This is a genomic window from Pseudoalteromonas sp. NC201, assembly GCF_002850255.1.
Lineage (GTDB): Bacteria > Pseudomonadota > Gammaproteobacteria > Enterobacterales > Alteromonadaceae > Pseudoalteromonas.
In genome coordinates this window covers 3,095,001-3,114,169 of record NZ_CP022522.1, presented here as the reverse complement: position 1 = coordinate 3,114,169, position 19,169 = coordinate 3,095,001, and the positions used below count along the sequence as shown (strand labels likewise).

Sequence of the window (19,169 nt, the reverse complement as noted above, 5' to 3'; positions counted from 1 at the left end):
GATACTAGATGGCACTAGTATAACCACAGTGGCGAATTTGGCCTATTTAATTGAAGAAATTAAATAACTTAGGATTGCATCTGGCTCGGGATCTCGGTTCGTATCCGGCAGATATTTAGGTCTTGTGAATATACCTTGTTCTACTAACGCGTCCAGTGCATCTAAGTGCGCAATGCCCGTTTTACCGAGATATAAATTATCTAAGCTGCGGGTATTGGCAAGCTGCACTATGTCTTTAAAGCCTTTTAAGTAGAGATGATCTTTAGTAAAGCCACCACCACGGAAAATCCGAGTGGTCAGCGCAAAGGCTTCATTGACGTTTAATACACCCGAGTCAGCTAAAAACTCATACACTTGATAGAATTTATCGCCTTTAAGTAGCATGTTAACCGCAATCACCCTAAGCGCTAATACTTTCAATCGTGTCAGATTTATTTGCCCAGATTGATACTCGCGGTAGATGGCAAGGCCCTCTTGAGTATAGGTATTGCCAGGTAAACCTAAGTGCAGCACTTTAAGTTGCTGGGCGTCAGCATTTAAAGTCGTGAGTAAGTGCACGCCAATTTCATGCTCTATCAAGGCATTGATATCAAGCTCAGATAGCATCGCACTGCTATTTACAAGCAGAAGACGCTTACTATTGTCGACCATTGCTTTGGCAACGAGCTTGCTTGATATAGCGACCTTACAAGGTAAGCCCATAGCCTCAATCGCTTGATTAAAACGTACCAAGGCTTGCTCGGCTGTAATGTCTTTTTTTGGCAAGGTCTCTGTTTCGCGCGCGTGCAGCAAGAAGGTCGCATTATTTATATCGTTGTAATCCGGCTCACCATAATAGCGTAGCGAGTTATACAAAAAGGCTTCGCGACCAATTTGGGTGATCAGTTCGATTTTAGTCGCGTAGCTGTCGATCACTTTACGATATAAATCTTTTACGATCGGATCTTGGATTTTTCCAACGGGCAAGCGATAGAGTTGCTCTTTAAACTCATACGGGTCAATTTTCAGCGGGCGATATTTAAACGCAGGCTGATAATGACGTTTCGAGAAAAAGCGACGTTTCTCTTGTGCGATATTGCTTGGGTTAACATAATGCAGCGTTTCAAGGTTTCTGGCTATGCGGTACAGCGCAGAGTCCACGTTAATCAGCGCAGGGTCAAGCTGCGACGTTGATTTTGCTTTGCGAAGTGGCTTATAGCAGTGATTTTTAGCAAATGTTTTTGCCGTTTTGCTCAAAGCAACATGCATGTTGCGCTGTAGTTTTTCAAACACTACAGGGAATAATTCGCTGCTGTTTTCGTCCATAAAGACTTTTTTTACTTCAAGCGGTACCACTAAGGTGTTATCAAAGTGGCTGGTAATATATTGCGCTTGATAACCATGGCCCTGAAAGACGGTATTTTCAGCACAATCCACCAGCTGGCCTGCCAGTTTTTTCAGTCCTAGCTGTTTTTTCAGCTCATCTAATACGGCGCGAAAACGCAAGGTATCAAGTTGTGCAGTGCCAATATTAAAGGTTGGTGCATAAGGGTAGCTACGAATTTGATAATTATAGCTGTGCACATCAAATAGCAAGCAGGCACCAAACTTGCGCTCAAGCGTGGTTAACAGCGCACTGAGCACACGGTAATAGGCTGCATGCTTAGACAAGCTAACATCTATGTCTGCATTTGGTAGCGCTTGGCTCCACACTTGTTTACCCCATGCTTCTTTGTATATCGCAAGCTCTGGCGCACGGTTAAGATCGTATTCGTAACGTGAGTCACGCGCGATAAGCGTGATGGGTAATGATTCAATCATGCCGTCGGTAAACGGATCTTCCTCTTGTAAACGCTCAGCATCGCTAATGGCGAACAAGCCTTTTAGGCTAGCACGGGTGCGGTGGCCTGCGTGTACAGCAGTGGCGACATAAGGCACGTATTCCCTCACTTCGAGGTGAAAAGCACCTTCAGCAAATTGTCCATTGATGGGTTTGCCGGCTTCAAGCGCGGCAATGATGGCTTGTTCAGATAGCATGAGCATCTTCTATTACTTGACGGAATTGGTTTTTGCGATGCGTTACTAGCTCTTTGGCGTGCACCACACTCTCTACAAAATCGATAACTTGCACTTGCAGCTTACAGCGGTTTAAACGGTTAATACGGGTTATCCCGCCAGGCGAGAGCACGTTAACTTCAATAAGCTTGCCGCCTATCACGTCAATGCCAACAAAATACAAACCATCACGCACAAGCTTAGGGCCGATGTGCTTACATAGCGCTTTTTCTTGGTTGGTGAGTTTGTGTTTCACTACTTTGCCACCGGCATGTACGTTGGCACGCACTTCATTTGCTGCAGGCACACGTTTCATGGCGCCAATCGGTTCGCCGTTAAGCATTAGAATACGAACATCACCCTCGTCGGCACCTTCAACATAGTCTTGTAAAATGACGTAGTTGCTGCCTTTACCAGCCTCGTCGCCACCAATATAAAACTCAAGGAGTGAGCTAAAGCTTTGTTTCGCGCGTTTTTCAACGACGATAACACCGCGACCGCCAAAGCCATCAAGCGGCTTTAAGATCATTTTCTCTTGCTCTGATTCAGAGAATATACGCTCTAAATACTCTTTGTTTTTAGATACATGCGTATTTGGAATAAACTCTCTCGCGATGCCTTGGAAAGATGCCGTGTATAGCTTGTTATTTGCGATACGCAGGCCATCGATGTCGTTGATGATGAAAGTATCATCACGAACAGAGTCTAAAAAGTTCATCGCCAAGGTATCAAGCGGCGGATTGGCGCGCATAAATATTGCGTCAAAACCTGCCAAAGGAAGCTGTACTTTTTTAAACTCAGCTTTGTTGTAAAAGCTCACTAAGTTGTCAGATACTTTTTGGCCCGCAACAAATACATCACAGAAGGCACTGGCGACACTTTCGCGAATAGTGAGGTTGTTTACGGTGGTGATGGCAACGACGTGACCGCGCGATACGGCTTCGTGGATAAGTCTTAGCGTGCTGTCGTTTTCAGCTTCTACACGCTCCCAAGGGTACATAATAAAACAGATTTTCACGGGCTATTTTTGCTCAGCAAATAAATTGGCAATATAGCGGTAAAATAGCTTAGACGCTCACGGATTATTTTTATCGACAAGATAAGGAATATCAATCATCTATTGGGCAAGAAGCAGAGCACTGACAGGTGCTCTGCAGGGTGGATATCATACTCTAAAGCGGTTAACTATGTCACTCAATTCGTGACTTGCTCGTGTTAGTTGCTCACTGGTGTTGTTGAGCGAATGCGTGGTATCCAAAGAGTGATGGGTGGAGTCAGAAAGCTGAGCTATTCGCTCATTAACTTCTTGTGCTGCAAGACTTTGCTCGTCGGTGGCTTTGGCGATGTGGGTACTCATATCTGAGATAGCGTCAATAAGGCGCTCAATTTCGGTTAATGCGTTATCGGCAAGCTGTACCTGTTCAACCGTTTGCTCCGAGATTTGTTGGCTAACTTTAACTGCTGCTACGGCCTGCTGCGCTTCTTTTTGCAGTCGCTCGATCATGTTGTGGATTTCATCTGTGCTTTGACCTGTACGACTTGCAAGGGTGCGAACTTCATCTGCAACTACGGCAAAGCCTCGTCCTTGTTCACCTGCTCGAGCGGCTTCTATTGCCGCGTTTAGTGCAAGTAAATTGGTTTGCTCCGCAATACCTCGAATAACATCGAGCACCGATCCTATATGCTGACTCTCTTGTGCAAGGCTTGTCGTTGTCACGCTCACAGATTGAATTTGCTCCGACAGCTTTTTAATGGCGGCAATGGTTTGAGAAATCGTTTGTTTGCCTTTTTCACTGTAATTGCGTGCGTCTGCGGCGGAATGTTCTGCAGTATCTGCATTGCTACTGATCTCGCGAACTTGCATGGTCATTTGTTCGGCAGCTGTGGCGACTTGGCGGTTATTGTCATTTTGCGACTCAATAAATGCCAAGTTTTCTTCGCCAGCCGCTTTTACCTGATTAGCCAGTGTTTCAACTTCTTTAGCGTTATGGGCCACTGTCGCGATGGAATGACGCATCTTCTCAGTATACAAGTTAAAGTATTTGGCAAGCGCGGTTATCTCATCTTTACCGCTTTCGTCGAGTTGTCGAGTCAAATCGCCTTCGCCTTGAGCGATATCTTTCATCATGTCTTTGGCTTGTTGAATGGGGGTGATTATGCTCTTACTAATGACTGCGCTAAACGGGAATAGCAGCACGATGAGTGCAGCCATCTCAATTAATAGCAAATTTCGAATATAGGCAAACTCAGCTTCGATAGTGTCGAGGTATACACCGGAGCCGATGATCCAACCCCAAGGTGTAAACGCTTTGACGTAAGATATTTTTTCGACAGGGGCTTCTTTACCAGGCTTTGGCCAAAGGTAGGGAACAAATCCCGCACCACTTTTTTCTGCCACTTGTACCATTTCAACGAATAAGCGCTTGCCGGTGGGATCTTTTGATTGGCTGAGATCTTTACCGTTGAGCTCGCTTTTAAATGGGTGCATCACCATTTTTGGATGATAGTCGTTGATCCAAAAGTAATTGTTTCCTTCGTATCGTAAAGCGGCAACGGCATCAAGGGCTGCGGATTTCGCTTGCGCCTCTGGGAGTTTCCCAGATACATATTGTTGGTGAAAGTAAGCCACTAAACTATAGGCATTTTCAACAAGGTTTTGAGTTTTATGATATTGCTGCTTTTCGAGAGCATCATACTGTTGCGATAAGCTTACTGCGCTTTGAAGGATAACGCCGATAATAACGACAATGATCAGTAACGCGAGGCGCTGGAAAATGGTGAGATTTCGAAAAAACTGTTTGGACATAACGCAATCCTTATGTCGTTTTTATTATTGAAAGTAGCAAGCGCGAACGCCTCATCAATTCATACTAGTTAATCTTAGTAGTAATACCAATTGCGTTAATTCTCCAACCAATTTGAAGGGTGAAATACCATATTAGCTTAGTTAAAAATTTCTCATTTAGAACAACTAAATAGCAAAATTTTTGCCTTGCTACTAAAGCTATTTCTCCGCTTCAAATAGCTCATTTGCTTAATGCAATTGATATATAACTTGAGATAGAACAATAATTTCAGTTTTTCTTAGTCTAGAAGAATAAACAATTAGACCAATGGATTAGAACTAAATGGAGAGAAAAGAAGAAGCGCCCAGCTCATAGGAAGCTAGGCGCTATTAAGTGTTTACTTAGCTTCAACCTCAAAATGACGATTAAAGAAGTCAGTAATGGTTTGATGCAAGTGGGTTTGTACTTTTTTGCCACGTAAACTGTGCTTCGATCCAGGGTAAGTCATCATTTCAAATGGCTTAACCTCGTCCTGCAACTGCTTAAATAGTTTCGTTGCATGGGTAAATAGCACGTTATCGTCCGCCATACCGTGATAGATCATCAGCGGGCCTTTTAGTCCATCAGCATAAGGGAACACCGCGCTTTGCTCATAGCCCTTAGCATTTGTATCTGGGTGACCCAAGTAACGCTCAGTGTAATGGGTGTCATATAGAGCCCAATCTGTTACTGGCGCACCAGAGACACCAGCTTTAAAGTAGTCGCCTGCTTTAAACATTGTCATCAGCGCCATATAACCACCATAGCTGTGACCATAAATACCGATACGCTCAGGGTCGACGTACTCTAGTGTACGTAAGAACTCAACGCCTTTAATTTGGTCAGCCACTTCCACTACACCTAAGTGCTTGTAGATTGGATCTTCAAACTTTTTACCACGGTTGTAAGAACCTCGGTTATCTAATTGGAAAATCACATAACCCTGCTGGGCAAGATATTGGAAGTACAAGTTTTTACTACGCCAGCTGTTGGTCACGCGTTGTGCATGAGGTCCGCCATACACGTTCACAATAACAGGATATTTCTTACCGTTTTCAAGCTTTGCTGGCTTAAATAAGCGGTAATACATAGTTTGACCATCTTCCGCTTTAAGTGTGCCATATTCTGGCGTAGCTAGATTGCTCAAATAAGGCGTTAACGGATGTTCGTTATTCAGCGCATTTTCTTCAAGCCAAGTCACAAAGTCACCATTCACTTTGCGTAGCGCAACCGCTGGTGGACGGTTTACAGAAGAGCTTTTATCGATAAAGGTACGGTTATCTTTTGCCAGTACGACACTATGATAGCTGCCTTTTTCGGTAATACGTTTTGCATCGCCATCTTTAAAAAGTGGTACGCTGTATAGGTGGCTTTCAAGCGGCGTGTCTTTGCGGCCGGAGAAGTATACGATGCCTTTTTTCTCATCAATTCCCTGAAGGCTCTCAACAATCCAATCGCCTTTAGTGATTTGGCGCACCAGTTGGCCATTGGTTCTGTACAGGTAAAGGTGTTTAAAGCCATCGCGCTCAGATGCCCAAACGAAATGCTTTTTGTCCTTTAAGAATTCAAGGTCAAAGTGTAGGTTAATCCAAGTATCACTGGTTTCGGTTAGGGCGACTTGCTGCTTTTTGCTTTTAGTATCGTAAAAGCGCAGTTCCAGTTTTTGCTGTGAGCGATTTTGCCACTGATATGACAATGTTTTATTGTCTTTTAACCAATTTGCACGGGCAATATAGATATCTTTATCTTCGCCTAAATCAATCCAATCCACCTTTTGGTCATTGATCTTTACAACACCTAATTCAATCTCAACGTTAGCAGTCCCGGTGTATGGATAACGTTGATTGAATAGCTTGACCTCTTCGGCATAGATTTCGTTACGAATGGCTTCCTGAACTGGGCTTTCATCAATGCGAGTAAAAGCAATTTGTTGCTCATCACCCGACCACCAATAGCCTGTCATACGGCTCATTTCTTCTTGAGCAACGAACTCAGCCATGCCGTTTTTAATTACGCCACCGCCGTCTTTAGTTAATTGCGTTTCTTTACCCGATTTAAGATTAATGGCATAGAGGTTTTGCTCACGAATAAAAGAAACAAAATTGCCTTTTGGCGAGAAGCGAGCGTCGGTTTCGAATGCTTCAGTTTCCGTTAGTTTCTTACTCTTACCAGAAGCGATTTCATAGTAGTACAAGTCGCCATTGAGTGGGAAAAGTAGCGCTTTGCCATCTTTTGACCATTTGTATTCTAAAATACCACGGCCAAAAATACGTTGACGCTCACGACGTGCTTTTTCTTCATCTGAGAGGTTCTCTGGGCCAGAAAATAGTGCCGCAGAATCTACCAACAAGCGGTTTGTATTGTCTTTGAGATTGTATTCCCAAAGGTCGTAACGGTTATAGTCTTCTTTTTTACCTTGAAGATAAGTAACACGAGAACCGTCAGGAGAAAATTGCAGTTTTACAGGTGCTTTACCTGAAAGAGACGGATCGTCAAAAAGTCGCTCTAGCGTTAGTTGCTCTGCGCTAGCGGTGACAGAGGCAAGTGCTAATGGAAGAGCGATGGTGTAGTGTTTAATGCGAGAGTGCACGGTAGCCACCTTGTTATATTTTTAAAGTCTGATTGGATGGTAATGAAGCCGCTTTGCAATAGCAACAAATTCGGATAGAGTGCCGTGTAAATAGGATTTATAGAATTTCACTATGTCATTTGAATTAGCTAAAGAATTACAACGAGACTGTATCTTAATTACCGAGTGGCCGCTGTGTAGCGTGTTGTTAATGAATGATGTTCAGTACCCTTGGTTTATCTTAGTCCCTAGGGTTGTGGGCGCGAAAGAAATTATTGATTTACCTGAGTCGCAGCAAGTTCAATTTTGGCAAGAATCGGCCAAACTTAGTCAGCTGTTACAAGACACCTTTACCCCAGATAAATTAAACGTGGCTGCGCTTGGTAATATGGTGCCACAACTACATGTGCACCACATCGCACGATTTAAAACTGATATTGCATGGCCAAAACCGGTTTGGGGGCTCTATCCAGCAAAACCCTACAGTGATGAGGAAATTGAGCAGCTAAAGGCGAGTTTTGCTTAAAGCCTCAAAAAGGCAATGAGACTGTAAACACATCAAGCGCTTTACAAACTTTTAAGTTCTACGTGTTTTGTGTTTATATCTGGAACTGTTATAACTGAAATTGACTTTTGCCGTTTTAAATCAATGAGTACGCGATATGAATAAAAGTTTAGTGGTTATTTTGGCAGTATCATTATTATCCGCCTGTAAGGCGACTGTGCCAGAGCCTTATCAAAAAGATCGTGAACCAGAGTCCAGAACTGAATATAGTGGTGTGGAAGGGTTGGCGCAGCAACAGCAAGATCAAAACTATTTAATGCGCAAAGAGCTACAAGACAAATGCGATGATGCGAAAGTAAATTTAGCGATTGCTAAATCTGACAAAACCACAAAAGCCATCAAAAAACACCAAAGAGAAATCAAAGATTATTGTATCTAGGGTTAATTACCGAGCAACTGTTATCTTGCTTAAAGGTAACATCAACAGGAATATTCGTTTGTTAGTATCTGAATTAGCTTATTTTTTATAGTTTGATGGCTCTTTTATGAGAGGCAAAGTAAAAGTAAGATGTTGATACTGTTGTTTCGTAATTGGATGGTGTTTTCAAGTTTCAATTATAATGAGTTTTGTTTGGCGAGAATTTTTTGATAATATGGAATTACCTTTTTTGGGTAATTTAAAGGATGAAATTATGAAACTTGTTTTGCTTGTATTACCTTTGACTCTAATCGGCTGTACCTCTTCTAACAATGTTCAATTAGTAGAAAAACATGCTGAGATGGCTGTTGTAGAGTGTGGCAAGGGTAATGTTAAATCGGTATCAACGACAAGCTTTACCTGTAAAGAAAAAGCTTAAGCGTGAATATTGGATTAAAAGGCGTTTCATATGAAGCGCCTTTTGTTTTTGATGATACTGAAGTTACAGTCCTAGCACCTGCTTACCTTGCTTAAAGGTAACATCAACAGGAATGTTCGCTTTGGAAAGCTTATCTAGATCTTTTTGCAGTTCCGCTTTGATATCGCCGTGTGTGGCGATCAGTTGATCTACTTTTTGATAGTCGCCGTCACCTTGTAGCGTTAGGATAAGGTTAGACAGTTTCTCCATCGCTGCGCCCATCTTTTCCATATTCACTTGATATAGACCATCCGTGTTCTTAGAAAATGCGCCTTCTTCTTTAAAGAAGTTAAAGCGGATCATGTTCGCTTTACCATGTGCACTGGATGCACCAAAACGTACTGAGCGGAAGATACCAGCCATAAAGGTGATGTAGTAATCCTCAAGCGTACCTTCGGTGATCTCGCCTTTTTTAAGCAATTGCTCGACCATGTATAGACCTAGGATATCGGCTTTACCTTCTTCAAGTGCACTGGCGTGTTCTTGCAGTGATTGGCGCACGGTGCCTTTACCTGTAATGGTATTTTTAATGCCTAGACCATGGGCCACCTCATGGAACATGGTATTAGCAAAGAAAGCATCAAAGGTGATGTGCTTACGTTGCTCAGGGACGATAAGTTGGTCAGCAATTGGTACTAAGATCTTATCGAATTTTGCGCGCATGGCGTTTTTAAGCTGTAGGCGACGTGTACCTTTTTGGAGTTGCACTTCTTCGTCATTTGGCAGGTTAATCGCAATGGTTTTACTACCCGCGTTTGAATGGCCTGCATAATAAATGACGTCATATGCGTTTAGGTCGGCATCAGAGCCTGGTACTTCTTGCTTGTATTTATCATCAACAGGCAAGCCGGTTTGTAGCTCAGGTAAGAAGGCGGCAAATTTAGCGAGACGCTCACTCCACGCTAAGTCTTTAACCAGAACGTAAGACTCAAAAGCGGCGCGATAGCCAAATAGCTGGTCTTCATAGGTTTCAATTGGGCCGATCACCACATCAATCGGGTTATTCTTCATGTCCATCCAAGCAAAATCAGACGCTTGGTAGCTATTATTGACTAACGCATCTGCACGCAAGTTTAAGTAGTTTGCAAACTCTTTGTCTTGTGCCAGTTTACTTGCTTGGCGTAAAAGCTCTGCGGCTTTATCCAATTCAGCTTTATACGCGGATGAGTAAGAAGTGCTGTATAGCTTGCCGTTTTCATCGCGGCGGATAACAGAATACAATCCTGTTTTATCTTTTACTTCGGCGTTATTTAGCTCGTCTTTGGTAATGTCGCTTGGGTAAAATTCTGCACCCAGTGCTTTTTCTTCAAAGCCAGAAAGAAAAACTTGGTCGCCATTTAAACGATCCCAAGGCCCATAGTTAATGTCCGCGAATTGGCGTACTTTTTCGTCTGAGATTTTGCTTAGGAATGTTGCTTTGTCTTCGCCGAACGCTTGCTGCCAAAATAAATCATCCATAATAACCGAAGCATCGATGAGTAAAGCTAGCATCTTTTTCTGGTTATCGTTTAAGTGACTCAAGTCTGTTTCGAGTGTTACTGGGGTATAAATATCTAGCCGGTCTTGAGATGCATTAACTAGCTTATAGCCTGATTGTTTAGTATCAACTTGTCCTTGCTCAGTTTGTGCACTAGGTTTCTCAGAAGAGGTTGATGGCTCAGAGCAGCCAGTTAGGGTGAGACCTGTTGCAAGTGCGATTGCAACCGAAATCATTGAGTGTTTCATAATGCTCCCTTGTTGTCTGTATTCTATTTATTTATGTGGCGATCACCTTACACGATTTTGTATCACAATACTTAGTTAACTTTGGTTGGCGTGTGATACGCAAGCCGCTGTTAACGTGAAAGGTCATCATTTGTGTCCAGCTATGGGTCATCTTCAGTATTTTTGCGGCAAAGTTTGCCACAAAGCACCATATGCTATGAATTCTAACTTGCTAATTATCGAGGGTATATAAATAAAATATTATTTTTTTAGATTTTCTTAACTTTATCCGAAAGTTAGACAATACTTACGTCATAGATACTAAAAATCAGCAGTGTGACCTCCAGCAAGCAAGTGCTTACTTTTGCCATAAGCTTACGCTTGTAGTCGGGTCTTTTATTCAGTTATTAAGGGATTTGGTTTCATGTCTACAGAAAATGCTTTGCTCACGATTCTAACTGACAGAATTAATAACGATACCTTGGTATTGCCGACATTACCTGAAATTGCAGTGCGGGTTAGGCAAGCGGCAGATGACCCTGAAATTAACTTGATGCAGATGGCAGATGTTATTTCTCACGACCCAGCCCTTGCAGCACGTATGATCAAAGTTGCCAACAGCGCATTTATGGGCCGTTCGGTGAAGGTAAACACCTTAAACCAAGCAGTAACTCGTATCGGTCTCAGACAAATCAAGAATATAGCGACTGCAATGGCGATGGAGCAGCTATTTGTTTCTAATAACAAGCTTATTAAAACTTACATGGACAAAGCTTGGCAGAAAACGCTAAAAGTTGCTTGCCAAGCGATAACAACGATGGATTTTTATCTTCGCGTCAATAAGCACACGTCGCTTAACAAAGATACAATCACGCTGGCTTCTTTGGTGTTTAATATCGGTGTTTTACCGATTTTGACGGAGGCCGAACGTCACCCTGAAGTGTTTGCCAATCCAAGCTTTTTGGCTCATGCAATCCAGAAATTAGGCGGCAAAATTGGGGGGGCAATAATGCGAGAGTGGGAATTCACCGATGAGTTTGTTGAAGTTGCAGAAAGCTGGGCAAATCCTAATTATCGACCTGAACATGTTTGTTATGTCGACTTTATTCGTGTTGGTGCGATTGTAGAAGGTATTTTGCAGGTGTCGGATAAGTCTGCAGCGCTAAAGCAATATGAAGAAAAGGGGGTAATAAGAGAGGTGAATATGTTTGCTGATGACACTTATTTGCATGTACTCGAAGACGTTAAAACAATGTTTGCCTAATCCTTGTAACTTAATGCGCAGTTTCAGCGCCTTCGTTTGCCGTGAATATAAAGACCTCTGTTGAGGTCTTTACCGTTTAGGGGATAGCCTCGGTCTGGGGCTTTCTAAATATTTTACTTATCCGAGCAGCTGTAACTGAAATCGTTAAGCCACATAAAATAAAACCACCCCCGATGGCTTCAATTAGCATCAATCGCTCATTAAGTAATAAGGCTGAACCTACAATGCCGACAATAGGGATTAATAAAGCAAAAGGCGTCACTGCTGCGGCCTTGTGATTTTTAAGTAGCCACCCCCATATTGCGAATGCAATCAGTGTCGAGATATAACCCACATAGGCAATGGATAACCAAGACTGTGTTGTAGTGTTTAGTAGTAAGGTCAATGGGGCGTCAGTTTCAATAAAATAAGACAGTGTAAAAAGTGGCAACGGCGGCACTAGGCTTACCCAAACAATAAAATGGAGTAAATTCACGTCTTGCAGGCGCTTCATAATGAGGTTTGAAAACGACCAAAATAATGCCGCGAATAGAATGAGTACCGCGCCCAACATTGTCGTTGACCCAGAGGAGTTGATAAAAAACAAACTAAAGCCAAACGTTGCAATGCTAATCCCTACCACTTGAAAGCGATCCATGGTTTCCTTTAACAACAAAACACTTAGCAAAATCGTGAAAATGACTTGGGCTTGTAGCAGCAAAGAAGCAATGCCGGCTGATGCATTTGATTCCATCGCAATAAACAGCAAGCTAAACTTAAGCACACCTAAAAATAGCCCAACCCCGAGTACGTTCCATACCGACGTGTTAGGAAAAGGAATGAAGAATACTGCTGGGATCGCGACTACCAAAAAACGCAAGCCTGAGAATAAAATAGGAGGTAACTCTGCTAGGCCAAATTTAATGACCGAAAAGTTAAGCCCCCAAATTATCACTACTATTAAAGCCAATGAAATGCTTTTTACATTCACGCGAGTCAAACTCCGTTTAATTGTACGAGTTACCGTTTTCGGGTATCGGACTACTGGCGTAAATTGTCTTCGATGCCTGAAATTCAGGTTAGCAAAGCGTTACTGCCAAAGCCGAATTGCTATCATGCCATTGAAGAGTAAATAAAGCGCGACAAATACGTTGGTTAGTGCAAATAAACTCGCGAGTCAGTAACTATACGCTCGTACTTGAGTGCGTGCAATCTGCTTGCTATTGGCGCAAAGTGACCTTGTGAAGATAGCGTATTGAGCTGGATAAAGAAAAATTGATAGCCATATCCGCTATCAATTTTTCGTACCCAAAGCTCAACAGACTATAGATGGTAAAATTAAGACTCTAGGCCTTCGTCGTCACCAAGACCTTTGGTTAGATCTTCTAACAACTCTTTGATTTCTTCCGATACCAAAATAAAGTCAGCATCAAGTTTAACGGCTAGATCTTCTTTTGGGATATCTGCATTTTGGTCTTTAAGTGCTTCTGCATAGCTTAAACGTTTTAATGTACCATCGTTTTGTAAAACGAATTTCACGCGCTCACGCCAATCTAACGCGAGTTTAGTCACACGTTTACCGTTTTCTAGGTGCGTTTTGATTTCGTCTGATGAAAGGTCATGTTGTTTTAACTTGACTTGAGCGCCGTTGTCGTCTGGCTCTTGCAACTCAGCGTCGGTGCCTATTGCAAAGCCTTCAGGTGCACTAAACTCGGTGAGCCAGTGTGTTAGCTGTAAGTCTAAATCATAGTTTGCAAACGCAGGTACAACAGGAAGCGTGCCCAGAGACTTACGCAGTAGTGCAAGTAGTTCTTCCGCTTTATTGAAGCTGGCACTATTTACAATCACCCAACCTGATTTTTGGTCGATAAAAGCAAATTGTAGGCTCGATTTTTTAAACGCTTGAGGCAATAAAGTGGCTAGGATATTTTCCTTGATATCGTCTTTTTCTTTTTTCTTTACTGGACGATTTTCTTGTTGCTCTATTTGCTCAATTTTTTCGGCGACCATTTCATTGACTACGGCTGCAGGAAGCACCTTTTCTTCACGCTTAGCACAAACTAAGATACTGTCTTGAGAAAAATGTGAAAGCATCTGACCATGTTTACCGAAGGCTTTTGTCCAGCCAAAAGTGGTCATGTCTTGGCTACCACAAGGACGAAAAATATCCTGCTCGAGTGCTTTTTCGAAATCTTCTTGTGCGTAAGTTACATCTTGTTTGAATTTGTAGCAGATTAAGTTACTGAACCACATAGAAATATGCCCGTCTGGAATAAAATTGCGGTCATCATAGCAAAAAGGTCACAGCTTGTATTCCACTAGATGATGTTTGGTGGTGGGGGAGATATCTTGCGCCAATACGCCACTTTGCAGTATGGCGTATTGGATGGTTGTTGTGCTCTAAACTTGGTTAGCTAAACATCGCCATTGGTTTTTGTAAGTCTTTTGGGAAACTGATGTAGTAGGTGAGGCCTTTGCCTTCTTCACTATTTACTTCGATATCCCCATTCAAGGTTTGTTTTACGAGGTTTAAGGTAATATGGGTACCGAGCCCACTGCCACCTTGATCGCGTTTGGTCGTAAAGAAGGGGTCAAACAACCGGTCTAGTTGGGCTTTACTTACGCCCTTGCCGTTGTCTTTGTAGACGATATTTACCATACCATTGTCTTCTTTAATCTTAATATCTATTTGTCCTTGGTCTTGATTTTCAAAACCGTGGATCAAAGAGTTCATGATCAGATTAGTGAATATTTGGCTAATTGCCCCAGCTGGTAAATTTAGCGTCATGTCTTCAGGGCACTCAATATTCACTTGATGATGAGTTTTCTTCAATTTTGGATGTAATGAGCGGATCACTTCACCAAGGTATTGCTTCAGGTTAATGGTACGAACCGCCTCACTGGCCTGATCGACTGCAATTTGTTTAAAGCTTGCGACAAGCTCAGATGCGCGGTCTAAATTGGTTGTAAGTAGGCTAGCACTTTGCTTTGCTTCGCTAATGAATTCTTCTAACGCTTTTGGTGATAAGGTTTTTCCGTTGTAAGCCGCCTCAAGCTGATCTAAACGCTCCTGTAAGAACGACGTCGCAGTCACGCCAATACCAACGGGGGTATTAATATCGTGCGTAATACCGGCAACGAGACCACCAAGTGCCGCCATTTTTTCAGAGCCGACTAAGCGCTCTTGTGCCATGTTCAGCTCATCTACGTATTTCTCAAGTTCTTTTTGTTTCGTTAATAGTTCTTCTTCTGTTTGTTTTCTTAAATCAATCTCTTCTGTGAGCGTTAACTTCTGCTTTTCTAATTCATATTTTTGTTGCTGAAGATCCATCATCGCTTGGCTCAGGTTTGAGGTCTTACGTGCGACTTCTTGTTCCAGCTGAATGTTATGTTGATCAAGTTTTTCATTGCTGATCAAAAGCTCTTTTTGAGTTTGATCGAGCTTTTTACGATATTCAGAGACCTTATCAATTAGCTTATTGAATGCCTCTTCCATGATCTTTAGTTCATTACGCTCTTTTGCGCCGATATCTATTTTATGGCCATCAACGTTGTCGACCTCAAAGTCTTCAATTTGTTCGGTGAGATCGCTTAATGGTTCGGTAAGTAGCTTTCTGAAGGCAATTAAAAATAGAATAATCAAGAATGTTGTCTTGATCATCGCATTACCTATCAAAAAGTAGATAGAGATCATGATGCGACTAAAGACCACCTCTCGGCTAGAAAATAATGTTACGTCGCCGACTTGTGTTGCGCGTCCCGAGAATTCAAAAATCAATGGAAACGTATAACCAAACAAACCGGATGGCGTATCTTCGATTATTGCTTCTTCTTGAACAAGCTGTTGGCTATACAGCTCGTGAATATCTAGTGAGCGGCCAAGCTGTGAAATAATTTCGCCGCTGTCATCTCGTACAATAATTCCTTCGATCATGGGGATCGCAAGTAGCCCCTCAGCCGTAGTAACGGTCTGCTTCGTATTGAGTTCCCATATGGCACGGGTCAAACTGCGGCTAAAGGTTTTTTGCAGCATAGTAAGTTCATTGCGAATATAGTCTTTAGTATTGACGTATTCGGCAACGATTTGACCACATGTGACGACAAAGGTTAGAAGGAAGTAAACCGACAGCACATTGGTGAGCAATTTTTTTGAGAGGCTTTTTTGCAGCATGAATTAAGCTGAGCTCCTACGGTAAGTTCATCGCCTTTGTATAATCTGTTTTTAAAGTTAGCCAATAAATGGTTAAAAATAAATAATTATCTTCATTAATTATGCTTTTTAGCGCCTTACCTAGGAAAGTTTAATGTGTTATAAGATAGCGATATCCAGTGACCGTTTTATTAACGATAGTACAAGACTGACCACTTTATGAGTTATTCCGTCTTAGTTTGCGATGATTCGGCTGTCGCCCGTAAACAAGTCATTAAAAACTTACAAAGCAAATTAGACCTGACCTTGCACCAAGCACAGAATGGCCAGCAGGCGATTGATTTACTGAAAACCCAGCAAATAGATTTATTGTGCTTGGATTTAACCATGCCAATACTTGATGGGATTGCTGTGTTAGAGGCAATAAAAGCACACCGAATTGAATGTTTCGTGGTGGTTATTTCGGCAGATGTTCAGACCAAGATGAAAGAAAGAGTAGCAAATTTGGGGGCGTTAGGGTTTTTAGAAAAACCGGTTAAAGCAGAGCAGTTATTAGGATTACTGCACCAGTTTGGTATCCGATAACTTATCTATGCAAATTACAAATGTCACTATTAAAAATTTGCATAATCTATTTTGCTCTTTCGTATTGACAGCGCGGCTAAACTTCAGGCACTCTAAAATTATGAAAACGAATATTATCACTACGACCATTATTACAACCACCATCCTAACGGGATAGTGGCATAGGTCAGTGCGAGTTTGAAAAAGGCCTGTGTTCACTAAGAACACAGGCCTTTTTTGTTTTTGGAATGAGGAAAAATGATGCGAGTACTAAAGTTTGGAGGGTCTTCCCTCAAAGATTTTGCCTGTTTACAAAGAGTCAGCGAGCTAGTTAAAGACCATGGCCAACAACAAGCGCTTATCGTGCTGTCGGCTCCCGGTGGCATGACAGATCAGCTCGTTGAGCTTGCTGATTTGGCTGGACGAGGAGAAGCGTTTGACTCCCAGTGGCAGTCATTTACTTCCCGCAGCCAAAGCTTATACGATGAAGTACAAGCGGTGTACGGTGGTGTTGTAGGCTGGCCTGACTTTGAATTACTTAAGAATAAATTAGATGGGGCCAAGTTACTGGGACATTGTCCAGATCAAGCAAGAGCCTATGTCATTAGTTTTGGCGAACGCATTAGCGTTGCGCTGATGGACACCATGCTGCAATCAGATTCAGTCGCGCTTAGTGCTGACGCTTGTGTAAAAACGCAGGGCGGGTATCTCGATGCTGAAGTTGACCTTAAGCTAAGTAAAGTATGTTTTGCAGAGTTAGTGCGTGCCCAAGCGTCGCGTTTTTATATCATGGCAGGATTTACGGGAAGCAATGAAGCGGGCGAGCTGACAACGCTTGGTCGCAACGGTTCTGACTACTCTGCAGCTGTCGCAGCTGCGTGTCTTGAAGCTGAAATCTGTCAAATCTGGACTGACGTTGATGGCGTCTACAGTGCAGATCCTCGTCTGATAAAGAAAGCGACTAAGGTCGACGTGCTATCTTATAAAGAAGCCATGGAGCTATCTTATTTTGGCGCCAAAGTGCTGCACCCAAAAACCATTTTACCTTGCGCCAAAGCAGATGTGCCTTGTGAAATTAAAAATACGCATGACCCAGAAGTGCCGGGTTCACTGATTTGTGCTCAAGGCGGTGGCGAGGCTCCAGTAAAAGCGCTTTCGAGTCTTGATAAACTGGCCATGTTGACCGTTGCAGGACCTGGGATGAAAGGCAAGGTTGGCATGGCTGCTCGGGTCTTTTCTGCACTGGCAGCAGATAACGTATCCATTGTACTTATTACGCAATCTTCTTGTGAATTCAGCATCAGTTTCTGTGTCCATGAGCAAGACTTAACACTTGCGCTGGTTGCGCTTGAACAGGCATTTGAGCTTGAAACGCAAGCAGGATTAATCGACCCAATTGAAGTGCAACGTAACCTTGCTATCGTTACTTTGGTTGGCGACAACATGAAAGCGCACAAAGGTCTTGCGGCCAAATTCTTTGCGTCACTTGCACAGGCTCAGGTGAATATTGTTGCCATCGCGCAGGACTCAACGGAGAGTTCTATTTCGGCGGTGGTTGACGGTGAACTTTGCCAAGATGCAGTAAAAGTGTGTCACGAAAACTTCTTCACGCACGTGCCATCCATTGATGTTTTCTTGATTGGCTGCGGTCTAGTGGGTCAAGAATTAATGAAGCAGTTTCATAAGCAGCAAGCATGGCTTGAAAAACGCAATATCCGTTTGAACCTCTATGGCATTGCAAACTCAAGTAAGTGTTACTTAGACCCAGAAGGCGTACCGTTTGATAACTGGGAATTGGCGCTTGAGAAAGCGGAGTCGGGCTTTGATTTACAACAGGTTAGCCAGTTTGTTAGACAAAATCATTTAATTAACCCTGTGATTGTCGATTGTAGTGCGGCTCAATTCGTTGCCGATGGCTATTTAGACTTTCTTAACGCGGGCTTTCATGTCGTTGCGGCTAATAAAAAAGCCAATACTGGCAGCTATGAGTATTATCAGTCACTGCAGCAGGCTGCACTAGCTAAGCGCCGTCACTTTCTATATGAAACCAACGTTGGCGCCGGACTCCCTGTATTAGACAACCTTAAATTGCTGTTTGGCGCAGGAGATGAATTGCTTTCATTCAGTGGTATTTTGTCTGGCTCGCTATCGTATATTTTTGGCGTATTGTCGGATGGTTTATCGCTATCGGAAGCGACAGAGAAAGCCAAACAAAGCGGTTTTACAGAGCCAGATCCGCGCGATGACTTATCTGGTACGGATGTCGCACGTAAGCTGCTTATCATTGCCCGTGAATCGGGACTGCCGTTGGAACTCAGTGATATTGAAGTTGAATCAGTATTACCTGAAGGGTTTGCTGAGGGTGCCAGTGTTGATGAATTTATGGCGCAATTACCGCAATTAGATGATGCTTTCGCAGCGCGTATTGCGGCGGCCAAAGCACAAGGCCAAGTGCTACGCTATGTCGGTTCAATTGTTGACGGTAAATGCCGCGTTGGCATTGAAGCGGTAGATAAAGAGCACGCTTTGTACGATATTCGTGACGGTGAAAACGCACTGGCTATTTTGAGCCAATATTATCAACCAAAGCCTTTTGTGATCAGAGGTTATGGCGCGGGCGCAGAGGTAACCTCTGCAGGCGTATTTGCTGATATCCTAAAAACGCTGTCGAGGTAGGAG

General features: G+C 42.9%; 14 protein-coding genes. 6 read left to right on the top strand and 8 right to left on the bottom strand.

Annotated features, from left to right (window positions below; translation table 11 throughout):
- Positions 1-42: 42 nt before the first annotated feature.
- From PNC201_RS13530 to PNC201_RS13515, 4 genes are all read right to left on the bottom strand, one after another.
- Positions 43-2,022, bottom strand: coding sequence for a flavohemoglobin expression-modulating QEGLA motif protein (locus PNC201_RS13530; RefSeq protein WP_199539661.1), 1,980 nt, complete (start codon positions 2,020-2,022; stop codon positions 43-45).
- On the bottom strand, positions 2,006-3,052 hold the full coding sequence (gene gshB, locus PNC201_RS13525; protein WP_010606117.1) for a glutathione synthase: 1,047 nt from the start codon (positions 3,050-3,052) through the stop codon (positions 2,006-2,008). Before gshB ends, PNC201_RS13530 begins: the two co-directional genes overlap by 17 nt.
- Before the next feature lie 147 nt (positions 3,053-3,199).
- Entirely contained in the window at positions 3,200-4,840 is a 1,641-nt protein-coding gene (locus PNC201_RS13520; protein ID WP_102057357.1) for a methyl-accepting chemotaxis protein, read from the bottom strand.
- 377 nt (positions 4,841-5,217) lie between these two features.
- A complete protein-coding gene (locus tag PNC201_RS13515; RefSeq protein ID WP_102057356.1) occupies positions 5,218-7,449 on the bottom strand; it encodes a S9 family peptidase in 2,232 nt (743 codons plus the stop codon).
- Between the two features lie 112 nt (positions 7,450-7,561).
- Here PNC201_RS13515 and PNC201_RS13510 point away from each other — a divergent pair, with 112 nt between their 5' ends.
- The 3 genes from PNC201_RS13510 to PNC201_RS13500 all read left to right on the top strand — a co-directional run bounded on the left by PNC201_RS13510 (position 7,562) and on the right by PNC201_RS13500 (position 8,790).
- Complete coding sequence (locus tag PNC201_RS13510) at positions 7,562-7,954, top strand: HIT domain-containing protein (RefSeq protein WP_010606120.1); 393 nt, start codon at positions 7,562-7,564, stop codon at positions 7,952-7,954.
- Between the two features lie 136 nt (positions 7,955-8,090).
- A complete protein-coding gene (locus tag PNC201_RS13505) occupies positions 8,091-8,372 on the top strand; it encodes a hypothetical protein (RefSeq protein ID WP_102057355.1) in 282 nt (93 codons plus the stop codon).
- Between the two features lie 181 nt (positions 8,373-8,553).
- Entirely contained in the window at positions 8,554-8,790 is a 237-nt protein-coding gene (locus PNC201_RS13500; protein ID WP_102057354.1) for a hypothetical protein, read from the top strand.
- 63 nt (positions 8,791-8,853) lie between these two features.
- On the opposite strand, the gene PNC201_RS13495 is transcribed toward PNC201_RS13500, so the two are convergent.
- Positions 8,854-10,554, bottom strand: coding sequence for a dipeptidyl-peptidase 3 family protein (locus PNC201_RS13495; protein ID WP_102057353.1), 1,701 nt, complete (start codon positions 10,552-10,554; stop codon positions 8,854-8,856).
- Between the two features lie 403 nt (positions 10,555-10,957).
- On the opposite strand from PNC201_RS13495, the gene PNC201_RS13490 reads away from it, so the two are divergent.
- Entirely contained in the window at positions 10,958-11,797 is an 840-nt protein-coding gene (locus PNC201_RS13490; protein WP_010606124.1) for an HDOD domain-containing protein, read from the top strand.
- Positions 11,798-11,873: 76 nt separating this feature from the next.
- Here the strand turns inward: PNC201_RS13490 and PNC201_RS13485 are convergent, their stop codons facing one another.
- The 3 genes from PNC201_RS13485 to PNC201_RS13475 all read right to left on the bottom strand — a co-directional run bounded on the left by PNC201_RS13485 (position 11,874) and on the right by PNC201_RS13475 (position 15,947).
- Positions 11,874-12,767 carry an EamA family transporter gene (locus tag PNC201_RS13485; RefSeq protein WP_102057352.1) on the bottom strand — a complete coding sequence of 298 codons (894 nt, stop codon included), beginning with the start codon at positions 12,765-12,767 and terminating at the stop codon, positions 11,874-11,876.
- Positions 12,768-13,114: 347 nt separating this feature from the next.
- Complete coding sequence (rdgC, locus tag PNC201_RS13480; protein WP_010606126.1) at positions 13,115-14,029, bottom strand: recombination-associated protein RdgC; 915 nt, start codon at positions 14,027-14,029, stop codon at positions 13,115-13,117.
- A gap of 157 nt (positions 14,030-14,186) precedes the next feature.
- Positions 14,187-15,947 (bottom strand): sensor histidine kinase, encoded by a 1,761-nt coding sequence (locus PNC201_RS13475; RefSeq protein ID WP_010606127.1) that lies wholly within the window; start codon positions 15,945-15,947, stop codon positions 14,187-14,189.
- Between the two features lie 198 nt (positions 15,948-16,145).
- On the opposite strand from PNC201_RS13475, the gene PNC201_RS13470 reads away from it, so the two are divergent.
- Both PNC201_RS13470 and thrA read left to right on the top strand, forming a co-directional pair.
- A complete protein-coding gene (locus PNC201_RS13470) occupies positions 16,146-16,511 on the top strand; it encodes a response regulator (protein ID WP_102057351.1) in 366 nt (121 codons plus the stop codon).
- Positions 16,512-16,751: 240 nt separating this feature from the next.
- Positions 16,752-19,166 carry a bifunctional aspartate kinase/homoserine dehydrogenase I gene (thrA, locus tag PNC201_RS13465; RefSeq protein ID WP_102057350.1) on the top strand — a complete coding sequence of 805 codons (2,415 nt, stop codon included), beginning with the start codon at positions 16,752-16,754 and terminating at the stop codon, positions 19,164-19,166.
- Positions 19,167-19,169: the final 3 nt, after the last annotated feature.